Raw genomic sequence first — 20854 nt, forward strand, 5'->3', positions numbered from 1 at the left:
AACCATGCCCGCGATCGACGTCGTGATCGCCGGCGGTGGGCCCAACGGGCTCATGCTGGCGTGTGAACTCAGCCTGGCCGGCGTGCGGCCGCTCGTGCTGGAACGCCTCACGGAACGCAGCCAGGAGCAGCGGGCCAACGGGCTCGTCGGCCAGGTGGTGCGGCTGCTGCACCGCCGTGGCCTCTACGAACGGCTGGCGCAGGGCGAACCGAGGCCCGTGCCGCAGTACATGTTCGGCGCGTTCCCGCTCGATCTCGCGCGACTGCCGGAGAATCCCGTGTACGTGCTGCCGGTGCCGCAGCAGGAGCTGGAACGCGTGCTCGAGGCGCGGGCGCTCGAGCTGGGGGTGGAAATCCGGCGGGGCCACGCGGTCACGGGGTTCTCGCAGGACGACTCGGTGCGGGTTTCCGTGGCGGGTCCTTCCGGTGAGTACACTGTGGACACGTCCTTTTTGGTCGGTGCCGACGGTGGCCGCAGCACCGTGCGCAAGCTTGCCGGCATCGAGTTCCCGGGCGTCACCAGGGTGAACGTGGTGTCCCACACCGCACACGTGAGCGTGCCGGATTCCCTGCGCGACCCGGCGACGGGCGGGCTGCGGGTCGAGGGCGTCGGGGTGATCCCGCCGTTCCGCCACTTCCGCACGGAGAAGGGACTGTTCGTGTTCGCGCCGTTCCCGAACGCGGCACCGCTGGTGTCTTCGTCGGAACGCGACCGTCCGCAGGTGCCCGACGAGGTGGCGCCCACCTTGGCCGAACTTCGCGCCAGCGTGCAGCGGGTGCTCGGCGTCGACCTTCCGCTCGACCCGCCGACCGGGCCCGGGCCGCACCAGCTGCGCCGGGTGTCGAGCGGCAACACGCGCCTGGCGTCGACCTTCCGCACCGGCCGCGTGCTGCTGGTCGGCGACTCGGCCCACGTGCACTCGGCGATCGGCGGACCCGGCCTGAACCTGGGGCTGCAGGACGCCGCGAACCTGGCGTGGAAACTCGCCGCCGAGGTGCGCGGCTGGGCTCCCGCCGACCTGCTCGACACCTACGACGCCGAGCGGCGGCCGGTCAGCCGCCGCGTCGTGATGCACACGCAGGCACAGGGCGCGCTGACCGCACCCGGGCCCGAGGTCACGGAGCTGCGCGAGCTGGTCGGGGAGCTGCTCGGCTACCAGGACGTGACGCAGCACCTCGCGGACCTGTTGTCCGGCGCGGACATCCGGTACGGCGACGACCCGCATCCACTGGTGGGGCGCTGGGCTCCGGAGCTGCCCGTGGCGGCTTTCCGGACGGCGCGGCCGGTTTTGGTGACTTCTTCGGCTTCTGTGGCTTCGTTGGCTTCTCTGGCTTCGGGTTGGCAGGACCGCGTCGACACGGCCACCGCCACTCTGGCCGACGACGTCACCGCCCTCCTGATCCGCCCCGACGGCTACGTCGCCTGGGCCTCTTCCGACGCCCAACCGGACGCCACTGGACTCGAGAAGGCACTGACGCGTTGGTTCGGCCCCGTCACCGCAGCCGGGTAACGGCCACGTCGATGCACGCCGACGCGGCCAAGCGGCCCTCGGCCGTCACGAGGTTGCGCGTCGCGACGGTGAACGCGGTGCGCAGGCCCTTCTTGTGGGTCTCGTCGAGGGTCACCATCTGGTAGTAGCTGTCGTGACACGTCTGCCACACCTCGTCGGGCGTCCCCCCGAAATCGACGACGATCCGTTCCCACCCAACGGGTTCGAAGCCTTTCGGGGTCAGCAGCTGGTCGAGCCCTTCCCGCGTGCGCGTACGCGGGTCCCCCGCCACCGGCACCCGCCGCTCCTGCGGCACCACCGCGAACAACGGCCGCGCGACCTTCAGGAAGACCTCCATCGCCTCCCGCCCCCCACCCCCGACGCCGATCGCGAGCGTCCCCCCGGGCGCCAACACCCGCGCCACCTCCGCGACCACCTGCTCGACGTCGGCCATGAGCATCAAGGCCATGAACGACACGACGGTGTCGAACTCGTTGTCCGCGAAGGGGAGCTTCTGGGCCCGGCCTTCCTTGAGGTCCGCCTCGCCGAGCTCGGGCCGCTTCCTCGCCGCGGCGAGCTGCCCGGGCGACAAGTCGAGTCCGGCTACTTTGGCCACGCCGCGGGTTTTGAGGGCGGCGAGAAGGGCTCCGTCACCACAACCAAGATCAAGGACGGCTTGTGGTTTGGCTTCGGTGTTGGTGTCGGTGTTGCCTTTGGCCGCGACAACCCGATCCGCGAACACCTCATACACGCTCCGCCCGTCACCGACCACGCGTCCCCGCTCGGCCAACTCGGACGCCGCCTCCGGGCGGGCGTCGTGGTAGCTGCGCAGGAACTCCTCGGCGGACGTCATGGCGGTGACGTTAGCGCGAATCACCACACCGTCAGGGGCGTTCGGGCAATGTCGGGGCCGGGGACGGCCGCGTCAACCCGCCAGGCGCGTCCGGGCGATGCCGATCCCCACGGCCGCGGGTACGACGCCGTCGTCGGTGATCAAGTCGCGGGTTTCGTCGAGGAACGCGGTGTGCAGGCCGGCGAGGGTGGTGTCGTCGAGGGTGGAAGTCGGGTAGAACATCTCGGTGCACGTGGCCCACACCTGCTCGGGCGGAGCGGTGTAGTCAACCACGATCTCGTCCCACGCAACCGGTTCGAAGCCCAGTGGGCCGAGGACCTCGTCGAACCCCTCGGCCGTGCGCGTGCGCCGGTCACCTCTGACCGGCGCCCGGTGCTCCTCCGGCACAGCCAGGAACATCGGCTTGGAGAGGTCGAAGAAGACCTTCGCCGCGCCGGACCCGCCGCCGGCGCCCACCGCCGCCGCGAACACCCCGCCCGGAGCCAGCACCCGCACGGCCTCCGCGACGACGCGGTCCAGATCGTCCATCAGCATCAACGTCATGTGCGACACCACGGCGTCGAATGCGTTGTCCCCGAACGGCAACTCCTGCGTCCGCCCGTGCTCAAGCCGCGCGGACGCCAACTCCGGCCTCCTGCGCGCCAACGCGAGCTCCCCGGCGGACAAGTCGATGCCGGCCAGGTGCGCACTGCCCTGCCGGGCGAAGGTCGCCAGCAGCGCCCCGTCACCGCACCCGAGATCCAGCACCCGCGGCGGCGTGCCCACCAGCTCCGCGAACACGTCGTAACTCGCCCGCCCGTCGCCGACCACCTTCCCTGCCTCGATCAACACGGACTGCGAATCCGGCTTGCGATCGTGGTACTCCCGCAGCCACAGCTCCCCCGGCGTCGTCATGCCCTCGACGTTAGCGCGGAAGATCCACCCGCAACCGCGTTTCGACGATGCGCATGGTCATCCCCGCGCGCAATTCGCCGTGCTCGACGAGCTCGCGCGTCGCGGTTCGGAAGGCTGTTTCGAGGCGCTTCAGTTGTCCGGAGTCGAGGGTGTCGACGTGGTAGAACGTCTCGCGGCAGCGCTCCCACACGGCTTCTTCGGGGCCGCCGAAGTCGAGCTCGATCGCGGCTCTGTCGCGGGGGTGACCGACTCGAAGCAGCCAACCAAGCTGAGTACCTCGTCGGCCCGCTCCGGCCTGCGCGCCCATCGACTGTCGGCTACCCCACCGCGCTCCTTGAACGGCGCTGTCAACCACAAATCCCGAGTTGTCCACAGCGACGGGGCAGGTTTCCCAGTTGTCCACAGATTCCGCTCCGACGGCTTTTCGGGGGTCACCAACGATAGAATGGGATTGGGGACGCCCCCCTAGGGAGCGGTGGGGTCTCTGCGCCGGTGGGGTCTCTGCGCCGGTGGGGTCTCTGCGGCATTAGCTATCCCCGCGCAGCCAAGGCCCGCAGCCCGCGCGTAGGTTTCGCACGACCCGGCTCGGACAAAATCCGCACTGACCCATGCGCGCCCACAGTCGGACAACTACCTACGAACTCGGCCTTGGCGCCAGCAGGTCCATGCCCGCGAAGCGCGTGGCGAAGGCCGCGATCGTCAACCCGCGAGCCCACGGCAGCCGTCGACAGCTCGACACAATTCGGCCAACCGACCCGCAAGCGGCACCAGCCGGGACCCCAGCCCCGCGGCAACCCAACCGCGACCCCGACCGAGTGACATCACCCGCCCACCACCGCAAATTTGATACTCCTCTTCCATGAACTCCAACCGCCTGGTCCTCGGCATCGACATCGGCACCACCGCCGTCAAGGTGGCCGCCTTCGGGGTGGACGGGCGGCTGCGCGGGGTGCACAGCGTGGGGTATCCGATCGCGCGGCCGAGGCCCGGCTGGGCGGAGCAGGATCCGGAGGACTGGTGGCGCGGCTGCACCGAAGCGCTGGAAGCCGTACTCGCCGAGCTCGAAGGCGAGCAGATCCAAGCCGTCGGGATCGTGAGCCAGGTCAACACGCACCTTCTCGTCGACGAGCACCTCAGGCCGCTGACCGAAGCCGTGATCTGGCAGGACCAGCGGTGCGCCGCGGTGGCGCGCGAGTTGGACGCGCGGTTCACGCCCGAGGACAAGCGGCGGATCTGGGGCGGGCCGGTGGCGCTGGACGCGTCGTTCGTCGGGGCGCGGGCGGCGTGGTTCGCGAGGGAGCGGCCGGAGGAGTGGGCGCGAGCGCGGTGGATCCTGGGGCCCAAGGACTTCATCGGCGCGCGGCTCACCGGGCGGGTGGCCACGGACAAGCTGGCGAGCGTCCGGGTCGCGAACCAGGGCGGCTATCTGCCGGAGGCCGTGGCGCTGGTCGACGGGCTCGGCGAGCGGCTGCCGGAGCTGCTGGAGCCGGAGGAGGTGCTCGGGGAGTCGGCGGTCGTGCGGGCGCCGGTGGTGGTCGGGACGATGGACGCGTTCGGGGCGGTGTTCGGCACGCGCACCACGGAGGTGGGGCGCGGCATGATCTCGTGCGGCACGTCGCTGGTCGTGGCGGGAGCGTCGCGCCGCAAGGAATCGGCGCGCGGAGTCGTGAGTTTTCCGCCGCGCAACGGCCTCACCGTCCACGCGGGGCCGACGCAGGCCGCGGGGGACGCGGTGCGGTGGTGGGCCCAGGCATCGGGGCAGAGTGTGGCCGAGGTGTTCGCGGGGGCGGCGGGCGGGGGAAACCGCGTCGTGTTCACGCCCTACCTCCAGGGTGAGCGCGCGCCGCTGTGGGACGCCGACGTGCGGGGCAGCTTTCTGGGGCTGACGTCGGCGGCGACGCGAGCGGACCTGTCGCGCGCGGTGCTCACCGGGGTGGCCTTCTCGGCGCGGCACGTGCTGGAGCAGGTGGAAGAGGCGTGCGGCCTGCGCCTGCCCTCGCTCACCTTCTCCGGCGGCGGCGCGCGCAGTGACCTGTGGACGCAGCTGCACGCCGATGTGCTCGGCCGGCCGATCGAGCGCCTTCGCGTGCGCGACAGCGCCGCGCTCGGGGCGGCGCTGCTGGGTGCGGTGGGCGTCGGTCTTCAGCCGGACGTCGAGACGGCGGCCGCCGCGGCCGTGCACGTCGAGCGGGTTTTCGAGCCGCAGACGGACCTCACGCGGTGGTACGAGGCATACCGCGCTTCGTACGAGGGGCTCGCGAAGGTGCACGAACTCCTGCGCGACCCTGGTGTAATGGCGGAATGAGGACCCTCCGCTACGGCAGCGAGCCCAGCCAGTTCGCCGAGCTGCACGGCGACAACCCCACGCGCGGCACGGTTTTCCTGCTCCACGGCGGCTGGTGGCGCGCCCAGCGCGACCTGCACCTGATGGACGGCCTCGCCGCCGACCTCGCCGCCGCGGGCTGGCTCGTGGCGAACCTCGAGTACCGCCGCATCGACGGCGACACCGGCGGCTGGCCCGAGACGCTCGACGACGTGCTCGCGGGCATCGCCGCCGTGCCCGTCGCCGAAAACCTGCCGCTCATCGCGATCGGACACTCCGCGGGCGGTCACCTGGCGCTGCTCGCGGCCGCCGTCACCCCCGGCCTGAACGCCGTGGTCGGTCTCGCGCCGATCACCGACGTGCCTCGCAGCGCCGCGGAAGGCCTCGGCGAAGGCGCCGCGCGCCTCTTCCTGCCGACGCCCGACCCGGCCGCTTCACCGCTCACGCGCCTGCCGATCGGCGTGCGGCAGCTGGTGGTCCACGGCGACGCCGACGGCCGCGTGCCGATCGAGCACAGCCGCGCCTACGTGGCCGCCGCCCGCGAAGCCGGCGACGACGTCACGTTCACCGAACTCCCCGGCGTCGACCACTTCCAGGTGATCGACCCGGCCGACGAACCCTGGCGCCACGTGCGCGCGTGGCTCGGCTAGACCGTCCGAAGTGGACGGCCCACGCCGGTTTGCCCGAACGCACCACCCGCCGGGGCAGGACGCCCCGAAGGTCAGACGTTCGCTTCCACGAACTGGTGGCCCTGGGTATTCTCGACCACGATCGAAGCGACGTCGGCGGGGTCGACGAGGGCGGAACCGTTGAGGTCCGCACCATCGTGAACCGCCTTCTGCGACACGAGCCAGCCGCCGGCGATTTCGCGGTCGCCGTTTTTGCTGACCACGATCAAGCGGCACTTTTCGCCGGCCGGAATGCCCGTCACGGCGGCCTCGACGCGAACCCAGCCGGCGGCCGGGACGATGCTCGCGGTGAGCCGCGTCTCGCCCGAGGTGCCGCTGAGGAACTTCGTGCCGGGCACGGTGCTGGTGGCCGTCGACGGCACCGGGGCCGGCGGCAGCGGCACGGCGACGGCCGGGCCCTCGGGCGAACCCGACTTGCCGACCACCACCCCCACACCCATGGCGGCGGCGGCCACCACCACGGCGGCTGTGGCGGCCAGGAACCGTCCGCGGCCGGCCGAGCTGCGGGCTTCCGACCGGACCTGGCGCAGCGTGCGCTGCAGCAGCAGGTCGCCGCCCTCGGGCGGGCCGTCGAGCAGCGCCTCGGGCGGCACTTCGCCCAGGAACTCCTGCATTTCGCGCAGCGACTCGACCTCCGCGCGGCAATCCGCGCAGCCGGCGAGGTGCGCCTCGATCGTCTGCTTCTCCTCCGCGGAGACGTCTCCGGCGACATAGCCGGCGAGATCCGCGTGGTCCGTCTCGCTGAACCCGCTCATCACGCCGCCCCCACCCGCTGATCCTGGAACTTCTCCCGCAGTGCCCGTAAACCGTAGTACGAGCGGGACTTCACGGTGCCCGGCGGGATTCCCAGCTTCTCGGCGGCCTCGGTCACGGTGCGGCCGTGCAGGTACATCTGTTCCAGGACTTCGCGGTGCTCGGGTGAGAGCCCGTCGAGCGCCGACAGCACCACCATCGAGTCCACGACGTGGTCGGCGTGGTCGTGCTCCACCGGCACGGTGGTCGGCGACTCGGCGACCTCGGCCGGCCGCGCGTCGCGCGCCCGGACCTTGTCGATCACCAGGTTGCGCACGACGGTGAGCAGCCAGCCGCGCACGGAGCCCTTGCCGTTCACGAGGCTGTCCGGGTTGCGCCAGGCTCGCACCAGGGCTTCCTGCACCACGTCTTCGGCGGCCGCGCGGTCGTTGAGGAGTCTCGTGGCGTAGGCGAGCATCGCCTTTCCGTGTTCCTCGAACAACGAGCGGACGAGCGCCTCGTCGGCCACCTGCTGGCGCTGACGAGTCCTCAACCCGGCCATTCCGGACCACCCTCCCCGATCCGGCAAGATCACCCTTGCCGTGCTGCGCAGAACTGTAGGACAGCACCGGAGGCCGCCCGCACGAGGTGCACCGTCCGCGACCACCACCCACAGTGGCCGCTTCGCACCCCGCGACAGTCAACCCTTCCCCTGAACGGACGAATGCCATCACGGGAGGCAACCGAGACCTTCGGCCCCGGACGGTGCCCGTTCGTCCCCCATTCGGCGCAGTTTTCCGGCGCGAACGCATCCGGGACGTGACCGCTTGCACGCGGACAGTGGAGAGCGCCGCGCGAAGTAGCGACTACCCCGCGTGACGAACAAGGCCTCGGTCGCTCCGGTTGCCACTCAGCCGATCGGACCACTCACCGGAACCAGCGTCACCGTCGCCGTTTTGCCGCCCTGGCCGGCGACCGTGACGCGCAGGTGGTCGCCCGGGTGGTGGGTGTCCATGAGCGCGATGAGGGTGGTCGCGGAGGTCACCGGTTTGTCGTCGATGCCGACCACGAGCAGGTTGGGCTTCAACCCGAGCTTCGCGGCCGGCCCGCCCGCGACCACGGACTTGATCAGGGCCCCCGAGCCATTGCCGCCGTCGACGACGGTGAGGCCGACGAACGCGCTGGGTCCGATGTGGATGGTGTCGGACGACTGCCCGGCCAGGATGCGCTGGGCGATGGCCGCGGCCGGCGTGATCGGGATCGCGAAGCCCTCGTGCGGCCGCAGGCCCTTGTCGAACACGTAACCGGCGTTGGCGGCGGTGTCGATGCCGATCACGTGGCCCTGCACGTCGGCGAGCGGCCCGCCGGAGTCGCCCGACTGGATGTCGGCGTCGACCTGCAGCAGGCCGGTGAGGGTCTCGGTGGCGCCGGTGACCTCGTCGGCCGCCGTCACCTGCTGGCCGAGCGCGGTGACCTTGCCCGGCGACGCGCTCGGCGCCCCGCCCACCCCGCCCGCGTTGCCGATCCCGACCACACCGTCGCCGACCTGCACCGCACCCGAATCGCCCAGCGTCGCGGTGACCAGGCCCGAAGCGCCGGACAGCTTGAGCAGGGCGATGTCGTGGCTGCGGTCGTAGCCGAGCACGGTGGCGTCGTAACCGCGGCCGTTGCCGACGTCGGTCACGTGCATCGCGGTGGCGCCCTCGACCACGTGGTTGTTGGTGAGCACCAGGCCGTCGGCGCTCAGCACGATGCCGGTGCCCGCCGCGCCGCCGCCCTCGAGCCCCAGGTCCACGTCGATGTCCACCACCGCAGGGCTGACCTTCGCGACCACCGCGGCGACGTCGAACGGCGGCGTGGCGCGGACCTGGCTCGCCGGCGGCGCGGGCGGTGCCTTCGGGCCCCACGCGTAGTGGCCGACGGCGACCCCGACGAGCGCCAGCAGCACCACCAGTCCGAGTGAGATCAGCACGGCCCGCAGCGGCCGCTTGCGCCGCGGCGGCTCCCCGCTCTCCGGCGGTGGCGCCGGGACCTGCGGCTGCGGCTCTTGCTGCTGGTGTGCCCACGGCGCGCCCAGCGGGGCGTCGGTGTTGTGGCTCATCTTCGGTTCCCTGCCGCTCGCATCGGACCGCACCGGTGCCTCGTCCGCACCGCCTCGATCGGGGAACAGTACTGGCTGGCACGCCGGGGCGTGGGTTACGTTCGGAGTGATCTTCCCAGCCTGCTCCTCTCACCAGGTCGGCACGCGCCGGCGGCTGTGCACTGGGATCACCGGCCCTCGGCGCTCGACCGCCCGGCCGTCGGGAGCGCGGTGTGTTCGCCGCGTTCCCGACGGCCCTGGTTCGCGCCACCGCTGTGACACCGCTCACACGGTCCTTTGTAGACGGTTGCGCCGCTCGGCTGAATCCGCGGGTCTGGTGCCGGCTCGGTGCGCGGACGTACCGTCCGGAGCGAGACCGAGGAGAGGTGGGCCGATGCCCGAACACTTCAAGATGCTCATCGGCGGGCGCGCCGTCGACGCGATCAGCGGCAACACGTTCGAATCGCGCAATCCGTACACCGGCGAGACCTGGGCCGTGCTGCCCGACGGCGGCCCCGAGGACGTCGACGCCGCCGTGCGCGCGGCCCGCGCCGCCCTCGACGGCGAGTGGGGCTCGGCGACCGGCTTCACCCGGGCCGCGCTGCTGCGCCGGCTCGGCGACCTGATCGGCGAGAACGCCGAACGGCTCGCGCGCCTCGAGGTGAACGACTCCGGCAAGCTGCTGCGCGAGATGCTCGGCCAGCTCACCGCTCTCGGCGGCTGATACCACTACTTCGCCGGGCTGGCCGACAAGATCGAGGGCCGCCAGATCCCGTCGCCCAACCCGAACTACCTCGTGTACACGCGCCGCGAGCCGGTGGGGGTGGTCGCGGCCATCACGCCGTGGAACTCGCCGTTGTTGTTGCTCACGTGGAAACTCGCGCCCGCGCTGGCCGCCGGCTGCACTGTGGTGGTGAAGCCGTCGGAGCACGCGCCGGTGTCGACGCTCGGGTTCGCTTCGTTGATCACCGAAGCCGGTTTCCCGCCCGGCGTGGTCAACGTCGTGACCGGGCTTTCGCGCGAAACCGGCGCTTCGCTGGCCGGGCACCCGGGCGTGGACAAGGTCGCGTTCACCGGGTCGACGGCCACCGGGCGCGCGGTGGCGAAGGCGGCGGCCGAGAACCTGGTGAAGGTGACCCTGGAGCTCGGCGGGAAGTCGCCGCAGGTGGTGTTCCCCGACGCGGACCTGGAGGCGGCCGCCAACGGGATCGTGGCCGGCGTGTTCGCCGCCACCGGCCAGACGTGCATGGCCGGCTCGCGGCTGATCGTGCACGCGGACGTGCACGACGAGCTGGTGCGGCTGGTGGCGCGCCGGGCCGCCGCGATCCGGCTCGGCGACCCCACCGCGGCGGACACCGAGATGGGGCCGGTGGCCAACGAGCCGCAGTACGCGAAGGTGTTGTCGTACCTGGAAACCGCGCGCGCGGAGGGGGCGACGGTGGCGTACGGCGGCGTCGCGGATCCGGGGCTGGGCGGGCTGTTCGTGCAGCCGACCGTGCTCACCGGGATCACGCCGGAATCCACGGTGTACCGCGAAGAGGTGTTCGGGCCGGTGCTGGCGGCGCTCACGTTCACCGAGGAGGACGAAGCGGTGAAGCTGGCCAATGACACGCCGTACGGGCTCGCGGGCGCGGTGTGGACCAAGGACGTCCACCGGGCGCACCGCGTCGCCGGGCGCATCCGGGCGGGCACGGTGTGGGTGAACGCCTATCGGGTGGTGTCGCCTTCGGTGCCGTTCGGCGGGTTCAGGAATTCGGGGCTGGGCCGGGAGAACGGCGTGCACGCGGTGGACGAGTACCTGGAGGAGAAGGCCGTGTGGGTGGAGCTGACCGGCGGCACGCGGGATCCGTTCACGCTGGGGTGATCAGGTCCACTGTGGATTCTTCGGCGGGCGGTTCCTGCCGGTAATCCGGTGCCGTTCGCGGCCGGGATCTGGCAGGATCCGCACGGTGCTACCGCGAGGCACGATCGCGTGCGACGAGTCCGGCTCGGAGGGCGTGAACCTGATCGGGGCGAACACGTCCGTGTTCGCCCATGCCGGCGTGCGGATCGGCACCGCCGACGCCGCGGACTGCGTGGCTGAGCTGCGCGAGCGGATCGGCTCGCCGGCCTTGGAGTACAAGGCGAACCACCTGCTGCGGGCGAAGAACCGGGCCGCGCTGGTGTGGTTCCTGGGCCCGTCGGGGCCGCTGGCGGGCCGGGCGGGTGTGGTGCTGGTGGACAAGGCGCTGTTCCTCACCGGCAAGGTGGTGGACCTGCTCGTGGACCGGGTGCCTTACCCGGAGTGCCTGCGGCGGCGGCCGGACGCTCGGGCGCGGGCACTGCACGTCGACGGGCCGCAGGTGCACGGTGCGGCACGGTGGAGCGAGTTCCTGCGCGCGTTCACGGCTCTGCTGCGCACTTCGCAGCGGCGCGAGCCGATCACTCCCGACGAGTTCGCCGTCCGCTACGAGGACCTGCTGTCGCCTGGGGCTCGAGAGCACGTGACGGCGCTTCGCGAGCGGTTGCGGGACGCGACGCTCGTGCCGCCGCTCGACCCGCTCATGCCGGCGCTGGCCGACACCGTCACCCACTGGCGTCCCACCACCGTGATCCACGACGAGCAGCCCTCGCTCACCCCGGCGCGCCTCACGACGCTACTGGGGCCCGGCCAGGCCGTGGAGTTCGTGGACTCGCGCACCGACCCGCGCGTGCAGCTGGCCGATTTCCTGGCCGGCACCACCCGTCGCCTGGCCGAGCACGCCCTGCACCACCACGGCGACGCCGAGCTCACCGCCCTGGTGCGGCCCTACCTGCTGCCGACGTCGATCTGGGTGGTTCCGCTCTGATCGGTGGTGCGCGCGCGGCGGGCGTCGGCCACGCGCAGGCCGCTCACCAGCCCGCTGAGGCCGCGGTGGCCGCGGGTGAAGATCGCGAGCAGGCCGCTCAGGAGGATCCACAGGCCGGTGAACGTGGACGGCTGCGCGAGGGCCGTGGTGATGCCCACCGCCACGAAGTAGCCGCCGGAACCGAACACGAACCGGACCACCATCTGCGACGGTGAGGGTTTCTCGTCGTCCTTCGTCACCATCGTGAGCAGCACGGCGCGCTGCCCCGGCGTCGCGCCGTTGCCGACGAGCGGGACCACGAGCAGCAGGACCAGCGCCGGCACCCACTCGCCGAGCACCGCGCTGAGCACGGGGTTGCCGACGCCCTTGTGGGGGTCGAGCAGCAGCTGGACCGCGACCACCGCGACGTTGAGCGCGACGCCGAGCAGCGTCACCGCGATCAGGTCGAGCAGCATGCCGAACAGGCGCCGTCCGCTGCGGACGGGGCGCGGGGCCTTGGCGTCGAGGCGTTCGTGGGGCCGGCCGAACACCGGGGCGACCAGCGCGCCGACCGCGGCGCCGATCGTGTTGGACAGCAGGTCACCGGTGTCGAAGAGGCGGTAGGGGCAGTCGACGAGGAACCAGACGCCGGTGAGCTGGGTCGTCTCGATGAGCAGCGACACCAGGAACCCGGACGCGATCGCGAACGCCGGGCCTTTCAGGTAGAGACGGCGCAGGAACACGCCCCACGGCACGAAGAGCGCGACGTTGAACAGCACCTGCCGCAGGGCCGGGTTGCCGAGCAGGCCGGTGTGGAACTGCTTCATGTCCGAAAGGAACTGCAGCGGGTTCACGACCGGGTGCCGCAGCGACTCGTGGGTGGCGCAGTAGGCGGCGTCGATCTCGGGCGTCGGCAGGAGCGTGTAGGTGATCAGCGCGCAGCAGTACACGAGGAACCCGAGCGCCGCGATCGCCCGCCCCGGCCCGAACTCGCCGCGGCGGCGGTAGCTCATCACGGCGTAGGGCACCACCAGCAGGAACGCCAGGCCGAACCCGCCGAACAGGGCCAGCAACGTCGGCCCGCTCCACTCAGTCACTGATCCCCTCCACGTGCGTCAGCGCGCCCGAGACTAGCGATCTTCGCCGGCACCCACCGTTCGAGGGACACTGGCAGCGGTGCGTAATCTTCACGTCGAGGGCACGGTAGAGAGGAGCCGTTCGTGGACGACGACATCGAGGACAACGCCGACACCGGCGTGCTCGACCCCGAGGACACCCTCGAGGACGGCGACCCCTACGACGAGGGCTACTCGCCGCCGGAGAAGCCCCTGGCCGTACGCGACTGGGGCATGACCGCCGCCGAGGAGCTCACCGGCGAAAGCTGGGAGGGCCGCCTCGCCCGCGAACTACCCGACCTGACCCCCGACGACAGCGACGACCTCGGCGACACCACCGACACCGACGGCGAACTCCTGGACGACGAGGTCGGCGCCACGCGCGCGGGCCGCCTGGTCGCGCAGGACGCGGGGTTCGGGCCGGATGTTGACGACGAGCTGTACGCGTCGGATGCGGGGATCGACGGGGGCGCTGCGTCGGCGGAGGAGGCTGCTGTGCACATCGTGGTGCCGAGGGATTGATCTTTCGGGGCTGTGAGGGGCTTCGCGGCTGCGTAGTGGTGGAGTCCTTGCGCGACGTGGTTCGTGCGGTCGGAGTCTTGCGCGTTCGACTTCCCGTCCGGTGGCAAAGGCCCCTTCACAGCTTTGCCGTGGTGTTCGTTGGGCGGACTCGTGACGCTTCCGGCGTAGCTCCCTCCCGCGGCGCGTCACGTTCTCCAGCGGCACGCGGCCTTCCGCCGGCTCTTCCTCGGCAACTCGGTTTCCCTGCTCGGTTCGAGCGTCACCTCCGTGGCGTTGCCACTGGCCGCCATGGTCACCCTCCACGCCTCCACCCCCCACACGGGAGTTCGCCCAGAGCGACCCCGTAGTACACGACGTTATCGAGCCACCGGCGGGGTGCGGCGATCGCGTGCATCCTCATCCCGCGAAGATAGGCAGTGGCCATCGCAGCTGGTGTGGAGGGAGTCATATGTGGCCCCGGTGCGTGACCATCCTCGAACAACCGGAAGATCAGTGCTCGGGTGTGCAGGTCAGCGGCCTCGCCCGATGCTTAGCTCACCTAAACTCAGCCGAGCTCGGTAGTTTTCTTCGGCATCTTTCGCCAGGCGCGGAGCTCGACGTTCGTGGTACCACCCTTGACCCGGCGCTACTTCGCCACCTCAAGGACGCGCTCACGCCGTCAGGTGTAAGAGGAGCGCGAACACGGGTAGGTCATGCCCAGTTCAATGGCACGACCTTTACCGGCGAGGCCGACTTCAGGGACACTACCTTCGCCGAAGACGCTGACTTCAGCGGCGCGACCTTCGCTGTCGCTCTCTTCGCCCGCTCAACCTTCGCCGGGAACGTCCGCTTCTTCCTCACGTCCTTTACGGAGGGCGCCGGCTTCGTCGGCACGACCTTCAAACAACGCGCCGACTTTACCCGCGCAACCTTCAGCCAACGCGCTGACTTCAAAGGTACGACCTTCACGTGGTCCGGCCGCTTCACCAGCGCGACCTTCATGGGGGACGTTTACTTCGATTCCATGCTCGGCGCCGCGACGACTTTCGCCGAAGACGCTGACTTCAGCGGCGCGACCTTCACCAGCGCCGCCAGTTTCTGCGACACGGCCTTTGTCCAACATGCCCGCTTCAGCGGCGCGACCTTCACTAATAGCAAGCGTCTGGGACCGCTGACGGCTGGTCGACTAGATCTTCGGGGAGCACAGTTTGGAGGTGCCGTCGTGATTGAGGCCGAAGCTGGCGAGGTGTCATGTCGAGGGACACGGTTCGCCGGCGGGGTGGAATTGCGTATCCGCCGTGGCCGTGTCGATCTCGCTGACGCCTTTCTCGGGGCAGTTTCGTCGCTCGCGCCTTCAGCTACGAAGTCCACGGGCTGCCAAGCAACCGACCTAGAATACGTTCCGGCGCATCGTCCAGTATTGACGTTTCTGAGTGGCACCGACGTATCGGAACTTGCGCTGACCGATGTTGATTTGCACTGGTGTCGATTCGCCGGAGCGCACCATCTGGACAAGCTACGCATCGAAGGTGACAGTCCGTTCCCGCGTCAGCCCCGGGTCTGGTGGCGTTCCTCACGGCAGGTGCTGTTCGACGAGCACCTCTGGCGGGCCCGCCGCGCGCCGAGGTCCGGGTGGCTGGCCTCCGATCCGCGCGACAGTCCTGAGGGCCGGATCGAGCAAGTGGGGCCGGATCGCCTGGCGGCGTTGTACCGCTCGCTGCGGAAGGCGCTCGAAGACGGCAAAAATGAGGCCGGAGCCGGCGATTTCTACTTCGGCGAGCAAGAGGCACGCCGACGCGCCATAAACACATCCGCCGTAGAACGGGGCGTACTGCTCACCTACTGGCTAGCCTCCGGCTACGGGCAACGAGCATCCCGCGCCATCAGTGCACTCATCGGCTTGGTCGCCGTCGTCACCATTCTGTTAGTCAGTTTCGGCCTCGCGGCCCCCGGACCTGTATCGCAGTCCACAACGGCGACTCGCGCGACCCTTGGCGGCGGGCAGGAGACTGTCACCATCGTCGATGACATCCCACCAAAGTTGCCGGCCACCGGTGCCCGCTGGGCCTGGGATCGAGTTGATACGTCTGCTCGGATTGCGCTGGGCGCGGTCGTCTTTCGCGACACTAGCCAGAAGCTGACGACGGCGGGCACGTGGACGGTCATGTTCGCCCGGTTCGCGGGCCCAATCCTGCTCACACTTGCCGCACTCGCCGTGCGCGCCCGCGTGAAACGCTGACCCGTTGCCGGGGCCTTCTGATCCGTAGTTCGAACGCTGACGCGCGGATGCGCGGGACGCCTGATCACGGCAGGCAGCAGTTGCGCGAAACTGGGCGCGCCCGGCATCCGTGCGCAGCAGTTCGTGGACCAGGTGGTGGACCAAGATCACCGGCGTTGAGGCTGCGGGCAGCTGCGTAGAGCGATCAGGGCCGGGGTCAGCGAGTGACCGCGCGCACCACGTCGCCGCCCAATAGGGGTATGTCGGCAGGCCCCTTGATGTAGGGACCCTGGTAGATGACCTTGTGGGATCGCTCGGACGGGCACCACTGGCGGACCTTGCGCATCCGCACTACCCACCGGTAAGGCTCGACGCTTGTGTCATGCAGCAGCAGAACACCGTGCAGAAGTGGTAACTCCGGTTCTCGTCTGAGGCACCACGTGTGGGGTTCCAGAGGCGATATTGCGTGAAAACGAGCCGCCGTCCCCGCATGGCCGCGCGAGTCAGCAACTCGCGGGCGTCCAAAGTCCGCGAAGCGTCTGATTGTTAGGCCACGCGGCGAAAGCGCAAAGGAGCTCGCTCAACCGTCAGCTCGAGTAAGCCGCCAGTTCCACCAGCCGCGAGTACGCGTGGTCGTTCGAGTCCAGGGCCACGATCTGCACCGCGGACGCCTGCACCGGTGGGAACGTCGAGGTCACCGAGCCCGCCGTGTTGCCGCGGATCGAGGCGACGGTGACCCAGGCGCCGGAGACTTGGGCCTGGACGTCGAAGTCGCGGAGGCCGTATTTCGGGGCCGGGTACTTGGTCGAGTCGAGGGTGGTGGTGACGGTGCGGGCGAGGGTGGTGGGGGTGGGGAGGGCGACGGCGTAGGTGTCGGGGAAGGCGGACTTCGTGCCGTCGTTCCAGCCGGTGGTGGTGGACCAGTGGTCGCCGTTCGAGTCGCCGTCGACGGCGCCGCAGGGGGAGAAGCTGCCGTTCGTGGAGGAGGGCGTGGCCTGTTCGCCGAGGAGGAGGTTGTCGCCCGGGCCCTTGGGGGTAAGGGAAGTACGTCGACCGGTACGGCGAGGTGGGAGTGGTCCGTGGTGAGGCCGACGGTGTAGTGGCCGGGGCGGGCGGTGCGCGGCACGGTGACGCCGACCTTCACCGTCACGGGCTGGCCGACGGGCAGCCACGACGAGAACACGCGCCGGTCGAGGGTCAGTGGTTTCGGGGCGGACAGCTCCATGTCCGCGTACACCGAACCGTTGCCGGGGTTGGTCATACCGACGGTGAGGGCGCTCGGCAGGCACGGCAGGCCGACGACCTGCACCTGCGCGGGCGTCGCGGAGAGCTGGACGCCGCGGGGGCCCGGGCTGCTCTGCGCGGCGGTGGTGAGGGCCACGCCGAGCACCACGGCGCCGGCGGCCACGACGAGGTGACGTCGCTGCATCGGGGAACTCCTGTCAGTGGACGTGGATCGCGGGCACGCGGTCTTCGACGGTGAGCTTCGCGCGCGTGGTGACCTTGCCGTCGCGGACTGAGACCTTGTCGACCACGCGGTAGTCGGCGGTCCATTCGCGCGGGGTGACCTCGCAGCGCACGTAGCCGCGCTGGAAGTTGCCGAACTTCACGTGCGGGTTCTCGTCGAGGATGGTCTGGCCGCCGGCGTCGAGGTCCATGCCGTCCTGGCCGGACGTGATGGACGTGCCGACGAACTCCGTCGCCACCACCGGGGAGCTCGGGTCCGCGTAGTCGGGCCGCAGTTCGGAGGCGACGCTGCGGTGCAGGTCGCCCGCGATGCTCACCAGGTTGCGCACCTTGCGGTCCTGTGCGCCGCCGAGCACGCGTTTGCGGGAGGCGACGTAGCCGTCCCACGTGTCCATCGGCACGAGCACCGAGGGGCCCGCCGCGGTGTCGAGCTGCGCGATCGCGGTCTGGTGCGCGAGCACCTCCCACCGCGCCGAGTGCTGGGCCATGCCGTCGAGCAGCCACTTCTCCTGCGCGGCACCGGTGATCGTGCGGTTCGGGTCGAGCGAGCCGGCGTTCGGGGCCTTGGTGCCGTCGCCCGCGGCCTGGTCGTCGCGGTACTGGCGGGTGTCGAGCACGTTGAAGCGGATCAGGTCGCCGTATTGGAACCGGCGGTACATCTGCACGTCCGGCCCTGTCGGCAGCTGCGCGACCCGCACCGGCTGGTGCTCCCACCACGCGCGGAACGCGTTGGCGCGGCGCACGAGGAACTGCGCGACGGGGTCGTTGTTCTCGGAGATGTCGCCGGCCCAGTTGTTCTCGACCTCGTGGTCGTCGATCGTGATCACCCAGGGTGCGGCGGCGTGGGCGGCCTGCAGGTCCGGGTCGGTTTTGTAGAGGGCGTAGCGGCCGCGGTAGTCGTCGAGCGTCGTGGTCTCGCGTTGGAAGTCCACGGCCATGTCCTGCTTGCGCAGGCCGCCGTCGGCGCCCACGCCGTATTCGTAGATGTAGTCGCCGAGGTGGAAGACGACGTCGTGGTCCTTCGCGGCCATGTCGCGGTAGGCGGTGTAGAAGCCCTCGTACCAGGCCTGGCAGCTCGCGTAGGCCAGCGAAACGGCGGCCACCGACTGGTGCGGGGCCGGCGACGTGCGCGTGCGGCCGACCGGGCTGCTGTGGCCGCCGACGTGGAAGCGGTAGAAGTAGTGCCGCCACGGCCGCAGCCCGCGCACGTCCACGTGGACGCTGTGCGACTCCTCGCGCCGGGCGAGCGCGGTGCCTGAGCGCACGATCCGGCGGAAGCGGTCGTCCTCCGCGACTTCCCAGCGCACCGACACCGGGCGGTCGTTCATGCCCCCGAACGGATCGAGCGGCTTCGGCGCGAGACGGGTCCAGATCACCACCGCGTCGGGCAGCGGGTCGCCGGAGGCGATGCCGAGGGTGAACGGGTAGCCGGGCACGCGGTCGGTGTCCACGGTGGTGGCGCCGGACGCGGTGAGGCCGGGCAGGGTGCCGGCCAGGGCCAGCGCGGCGGCGGCTCCGGTGACGGTGAGGAACTTGCGTCGCGTCGGGTTGTCCACGTCGCTCCGATTCGAGGCGGCCCGTCTTCAGGCACGGGCTTGAGGGTTCGGCGGTCACCGGTGGCGGCTTCCCCAGTCGCGGCTTCGCCGGTGGAGCGGGCGCTTCGTCCCGCGTCGCGCAGGTTATCCAGCTGCGGGTGGCGCGCGAACGATCACGGCGGTGAATTCGAGCTGAAGCCTGGGGCAGGTTGTCTGTGTCGCTTTCCTGCCAGGTTTTGTCGGTGGGCCGAGGCACACTGGCTCGCGTGTACGAGGACATCGAACGCTGCGTGCGCGCGGTGCGGTCGAAGGACGCCCGGTTCGACGGGTGGTTCTTCACGGCCGTGGTCACCACCGGCATCTACTGCCGGCCGAGCTGCCCGGTCGCGCCGCCGAAGGCCGAGAACATGCGCTTCTACCCGAGCGCGGCGGCGGCGCAGACGGCGGGCTTCCGCGCGTGCAAGCGGTGCCGGCCCAACGTCACGCCGGGCTCACCGCTGTGGAACGAGCGCGCCGACCTGGTGGCGCGCGCGATGCGCCTGATCGCCGACGGCGTGGTCGACCGCGAGGGCGTGCGCGGGCTCGCCGCGCGGCTCGGCTACAGCGTGCGGCAGGTCGAGCGGCAGGTGCACGCCGAGCTGGGCGCCGGGCCGCTGGCGCTCGCGCGGGCCCAGCGCGCCGAAACCGCGCGGCTGCTGGTCGAGACCACCGACATGCCGATGGGCGACGTCGCGCACGCCGCGGGATTTTCGAGCATCCGCACGTTCAACGACACCGTGCGCCAGGTCTTCGCCCTCACGCCGAGCGAGCTGCGGTCCCGGGCCTCGGGCGCGCCGTCTTCGCCGGGCTCGCTGTCGCTGCGCCTGCCGTTCCGCGCGCCGCTGTGCCCGGACAACCTCTTCGGCCACCTCGCGGCCACGGCCGTGCCGGGCGTCGAGGAATGGCGCGACGGCGCGTACCGGCGCACCCTGCGCCTGCCCCACGGCCACGGCCTCGTCTCGCTCGCGCCGACACCCGACCACATCGCGTGCCGCCTCAGCCTCACCGACCTGCGCGACCTGTCCGCCGCCATCAGCCGCTGCCGTCGCCTCCTCGACCTCGACGCCGACCCGATCGCGGTCGACGCGCAACTCTCGGAAGACCCGGTGCTGGCCCGGCTGGTCCTGAAGAGCCCCGGCCGCCGCGTGCCGCACACCACGGACCCGGAGGAGTTCGCCCTCCGGGCCGTGCTGGGCCAGCAGGTGTCCACCGCCGCGGCCCGCACGCACGCCGCCCGCCTCGTCACCGCCCACGGCACCCCCGTCGACGACCGCGACGGCGGCCTCACCCACCTCTTCCCCACCCCGGCCGACCTCGCCGCGCTGGACCCCGCCACGCTCGCCATGCCGCAATCACGCCGGAACACCCTGCTCCAGCTGATCACCACCCTCTCTTCAGGCGACCTGGACCTCTCCCCCGGCGGCGACTGGGCCCGGGCCCGAGCTTCGTTGTCCGCCCTGCCGGGCTTCGGCCCGTGGACGGTGGAGACCATCGCGATGCGCGCGCTCGGCGACCCGGACGCGTTCGTGCCGACGGACCTCGGCGTGAAGCTGGCAGCCGCCGCGTTGGAGCTCCCGACGTCGCCGTCGGCCCTTACCCGGCACGCCGTGGTCTGGCAGCCTTGGCGTGCCTATGCGGTGCAGTACCTGTGGGCGACAGGTGATCATCCGATCAATCGGCTTCCTTCCTGATCTGGTTTTCTCCAAGGCGTTCTCCTCGCAACCACGACGTTCGGCCGGCGCAGGGCCGGGTCGCGCGGCCGACCGGGGAAGTCCGACGCCGTGCGCCGAGGTAGCGGTCTGGCAGCCACCCCGATGTAGCCGACAACGCGGGCCACTCGCGATGTATGACCTGAACGGCCGCGAAGTTCGGGCAGCCACAAACCCGACACCGCGGTCCAAGCACCTCAGGCGACGGCACACGACCAACGGCGAACCGGGTGGCGCCGGCGCCCCTGACAGTGCGACGGCGCGCGCCCGCGGAGCGGTCTGGCAGCCACCCCGAAGCAGTCGACACCGCGGACCACTCGCAACCAACGGCCGGCCCGAACGGCCGCCAAGCTGCGGCAGCGCCACAAAACCCAACACCGCAGCCCGAGCGCTTCAAGCGGCA

General features: G+C 70.8%; 16 protein-coding genes and 1 pseudogene. 8 read left to right on the plus strand and 9 right to left on the minus strand.

Annotated features, from left to right (window positions below; genetic code table 11):
• Positions 1–4 precede the first annotated feature (4 nt).
• Positions 5–1510, plus strand: a complete 1506-nt coding sequence (locus VSH64_RS26780; RefSeq protein ID WP_326565456.1) for an FAD-dependent monooxygenase — start codon at positions 5–7, stop codon at positions 1508–1510.
• Here VSH64_RS26780 and VSH64_RS26785 read toward each other — a convergent pair.
• The 3 genes from VSH64_RS26785 to VSH64_RS26795 form a co-directional block, all read right to left on the minus strand.
• Positions 1494–2342: a class I SAM-dependent methyltransferase gene (locus VSH64_RS26785; RefSeq protein ID WP_326565457.1), complete on the minus strand. Its 849-nt coding sequence runs from the start codon at positions 2340–2342 to the stop codon at positions 1494–1496. The genes VSH64_RS26780 and VSH64_RS26785 overlap by 17 nt on opposite strands.
• A 72-nt stretch (positions 2343–2414) precedes the next feature.
• The gene (locus tag VSH64_RS26790) at positions 2415–3236 is read right to left on the minus strand and encodes a class I SAM-dependent methyltransferase (protein ID WP_326565458.1); all 822 of its coding nucleotides are present in this window, start codon (positions 3234–3236) and stop codon (positions 2415–2417) included.
• A 10-nt stretch (positions 3237–3246) separates the two neighbouring features.
• Positions 3247–3543: a hypothetical protein gene (locus VSH64_RS26795; protein WP_326565459.1), complete on the minus strand. Its 297-nt coding sequence runs from the start codon at positions 3541–3543 to the stop codon at positions 3247–3249.
• 552 nt (positions 3544–4095) lie between these two features.
• Between VSH64_RS26795 and VSH64_RS26800 the strand changes: the two genes are divergently transcribed.
• Entirely contained in the window at positions 4096–5541 is a 1446-nt protein-coding gene (locus VSH64_RS26800) for a xylulokinase (protein ID WP_326565460.1), read from the plus strand.
• Positions 5538–6209 carry an alpha/beta hydrolase family protein gene (locus VSH64_RS26805; protein ID WP_326565461.1) on the plus strand — a complete coding sequence of 224 codons (672 nt, stop codon included), beginning with the start codon at positions 5538–5540 and terminating at the stop codon, positions 6207–6209. Before VSH64_RS26800 ends, VSH64_RS26805 begins: the two co-directional genes overlap by 4 nt.
• A 71-nt stretch (positions 6210–6280) precedes the next feature.
• Here the strand turns inward: VSH64_RS26805 and VSH64_RS26810 are convergent, their stop codons facing one another.
• From VSH64_RS26810 to VSH64_RS26820, 3 genes are all read right to left on the minus strand, one after another.
• Complete coding sequence (locus VSH64_RS26810) at positions 6281–7003, minus strand: anti-sigma factor family protein (protein WP_326565462.1); 723 nt, start codon at positions 7001–7003, stop codon at positions 6281–6283.
• On the minus strand, positions 7003–7542 hold the full coding sequence (locus VSH64_RS26815; protein WP_326565463.1) for a sigma-70 family RNA polymerase sigma factor: 540 nt from the start codon (positions 7540–7542) through the stop codon (positions 7003–7005). The genes VSH64_RS26810 and VSH64_RS26815 overlap by 1 nt, the downstream gene beginning before the upstream one ends.
• A 348-nt stretch (positions 7543–7890) precedes the next feature.
• Entirely contained in the window at positions 7891–9081 is a 1191-nt protein-coding gene (locus tag VSH64_RS26820) for a S1C family serine protease (protein WP_326565464.1), read from the minus strand.
• A gap of 373 nt (positions 9082–9454) precedes the next feature.
• Between VSH64_RS26820 and VSH64_RS26825 the strand changes: the two are divergent.
• Together VSH64_RS26825 and VSH64_RS26830 are read left to right on the plus strand one after the other, a co-directional pair.
• Positions 9455–10924 (plus strand): annotated as a pseudogene (locus tag VSH64_RS26825) (aldehyde dehydrogenase).
• 85 nt (positions 10925–11009) lie between these two features.
• Positions 11010–11888: a DUF3800 domain-containing protein gene (locus tag VSH64_RS26830; RefSeq protein ID WP_326565465.1), complete on the plus strand. Its 879-nt coding sequence runs from the start codon at positions 11010–11012 to the stop codon at positions 11886–11888.
• Here the strand turns inward: VSH64_RS26830 and VSH64_RS26835 are convergent.
• Positions 11849–12964, minus strand: a complete 1116-nt coding sequence (locus VSH64_RS26835; RefSeq protein ID WP_326565466.1) for a VanZ family protein — start codon at positions 12962–12964, stop codon at positions 11849–11851. The genes VSH64_RS26830 and VSH64_RS26835 overlap by 40 nt on opposite strands.
• 123 nt (positions 12965–13087) lie before the next feature.
• Between VSH64_RS26835 and VSH64_RS26840 the strand changes: the two genes are divergently transcribed.
• Positions 13088–13504, plus strand: coding sequence for a DUF5709 domain-containing protein (locus VSH64_RS26840; protein WP_326565467.1), 417 nt, complete (start codon positions 13088–13090; stop codon positions 13502–13504).
• 463 nt (positions 13505–13967) lie between these two features.
• On the plus strand, positions 13968–15722 hold the full coding sequence (locus VSH64_RS26845; RefSeq protein ID WP_326565468.1) for a pentapeptide repeat-containing protein: 1755 nt from the start codon (positions 13968–13970) through the stop codon (positions 15720–15722).
• 566 nt (positions 15723–16288) lie between these two features.
• On the opposite strand, the gene VSH64_RS26850 is transcribed toward VSH64_RS26845, so the two are convergent.
• Positions 16289–16873 carry a discoidin domain-containing protein gene (locus VSH64_RS26850; protein WP_326565469.1) on the minus strand — a complete coding sequence of 195 codons (585 nt, stop codon included), beginning with the start codon at positions 16871–16873 and terminating at the stop codon, positions 16289–16291.
• Between the two features lie 270 nt (positions 16874–17143).
• Positions 17144–18724, minus strand: coding sequence for an alkaline phosphatase D family protein (locus VSH64_RS26855; RefSeq protein ID WP_326565470.1), 1581 nt, complete (start codon positions 18722–18724; stop codon positions 17144–17146).
• Positions 18725–18969: 245 nt separating this feature from the next.
• On the opposite strand from VSH64_RS26855, the gene VSH64_RS26860 reads away from it, so the two are divergent.
• Complete coding sequence (locus tag VSH64_RS26860) at positions 18970–20433, plus strand: AlkA N-terminal domain-containing protein (protein ID WP_326565471.1); 1464 nt, start codon at positions 18970–18972, stop codon at positions 20431–20433.
• The last annotated feature ends 421 nt before the right edge of the window (positions 20434–20854 follow it).

It is taken from the genome of Amycolatopsis rhabdoformis (assembly GCF_035918295.1).
Classification (GTDB): domain Bacteria; phylum Actinomycetota; class Actinomycetes; order Mycobacteriales; family Pseudonocardiaceae; genus Amycolatopsis; species Amycolatopsis rhabdoformis.

Bases quoted from the DNA above. Each gene is read 5' to 3' on its own strand.
- VSH64_RS26780 (WP_326565456.1), top strand. From the start codon at position 5: ATGCCCGCGATCGACGTCGTGATCGCCGGCGGTGGGCCCAACGGGCTC.
- VSH64_RS26785 (WP_326565457.1), bottom strand. From the start codon at position 2,342: ATGACGTCCGCCGAGGAGTTCCTGCGCAGCTACCACGACGCCCGCCCG.
- VSH64_RS26790 (WP_326565458.1), bottom strand. From the start codon at position 3,236: ATGACGACGCCGGGGGAGCTGTGGCTGCGGGAGTACCACGATCGCAAG.
- VSH64_RS26795 (WP_326565459.1), bottom strand. From the start codon at position 3,543: ATGGGCGCGCAGGCCGGAGCGGGCCGACGAGGTACTCAGCTTGGTTGG.
- VSH64_RS26800 (WP_326565460.1), top strand. From the start codon at position 4,096: ATGAACTCCAACCGCCTGGTCCTCGGCATCGACATCGGCACCACCGCC.
- VSH64_RS26805 (WP_326565461.1), top strand. From the start codon at position 5,538: ATGAGGACCCTCCGCTACGGCAGCGAGCCCAGCCAGTTCGCCGAGCTG.
- VSH64_RS26810 (WP_326565462.1), bottom strand. From the start codon at position 7,003: ATGAGCGGGTTCAGCGAGACGGACCACGCGGATCTCGCCGGCTATGTC.
- VSH64_RS26815 (WP_326565463.1), bottom strand. From the start codon at position 7,542: ATGGCCGGGTTGAGGACTCGTCAGCGCCAGCAGGTGGCCGACGAGGCG.
- VSH64_RS26820 (WP_326565464.1), bottom strand. From the start codon at position 9,081: ATGAGCCACAACACCGACGCCCCGCTGGGCGCGCCGTGGGCACACCAG.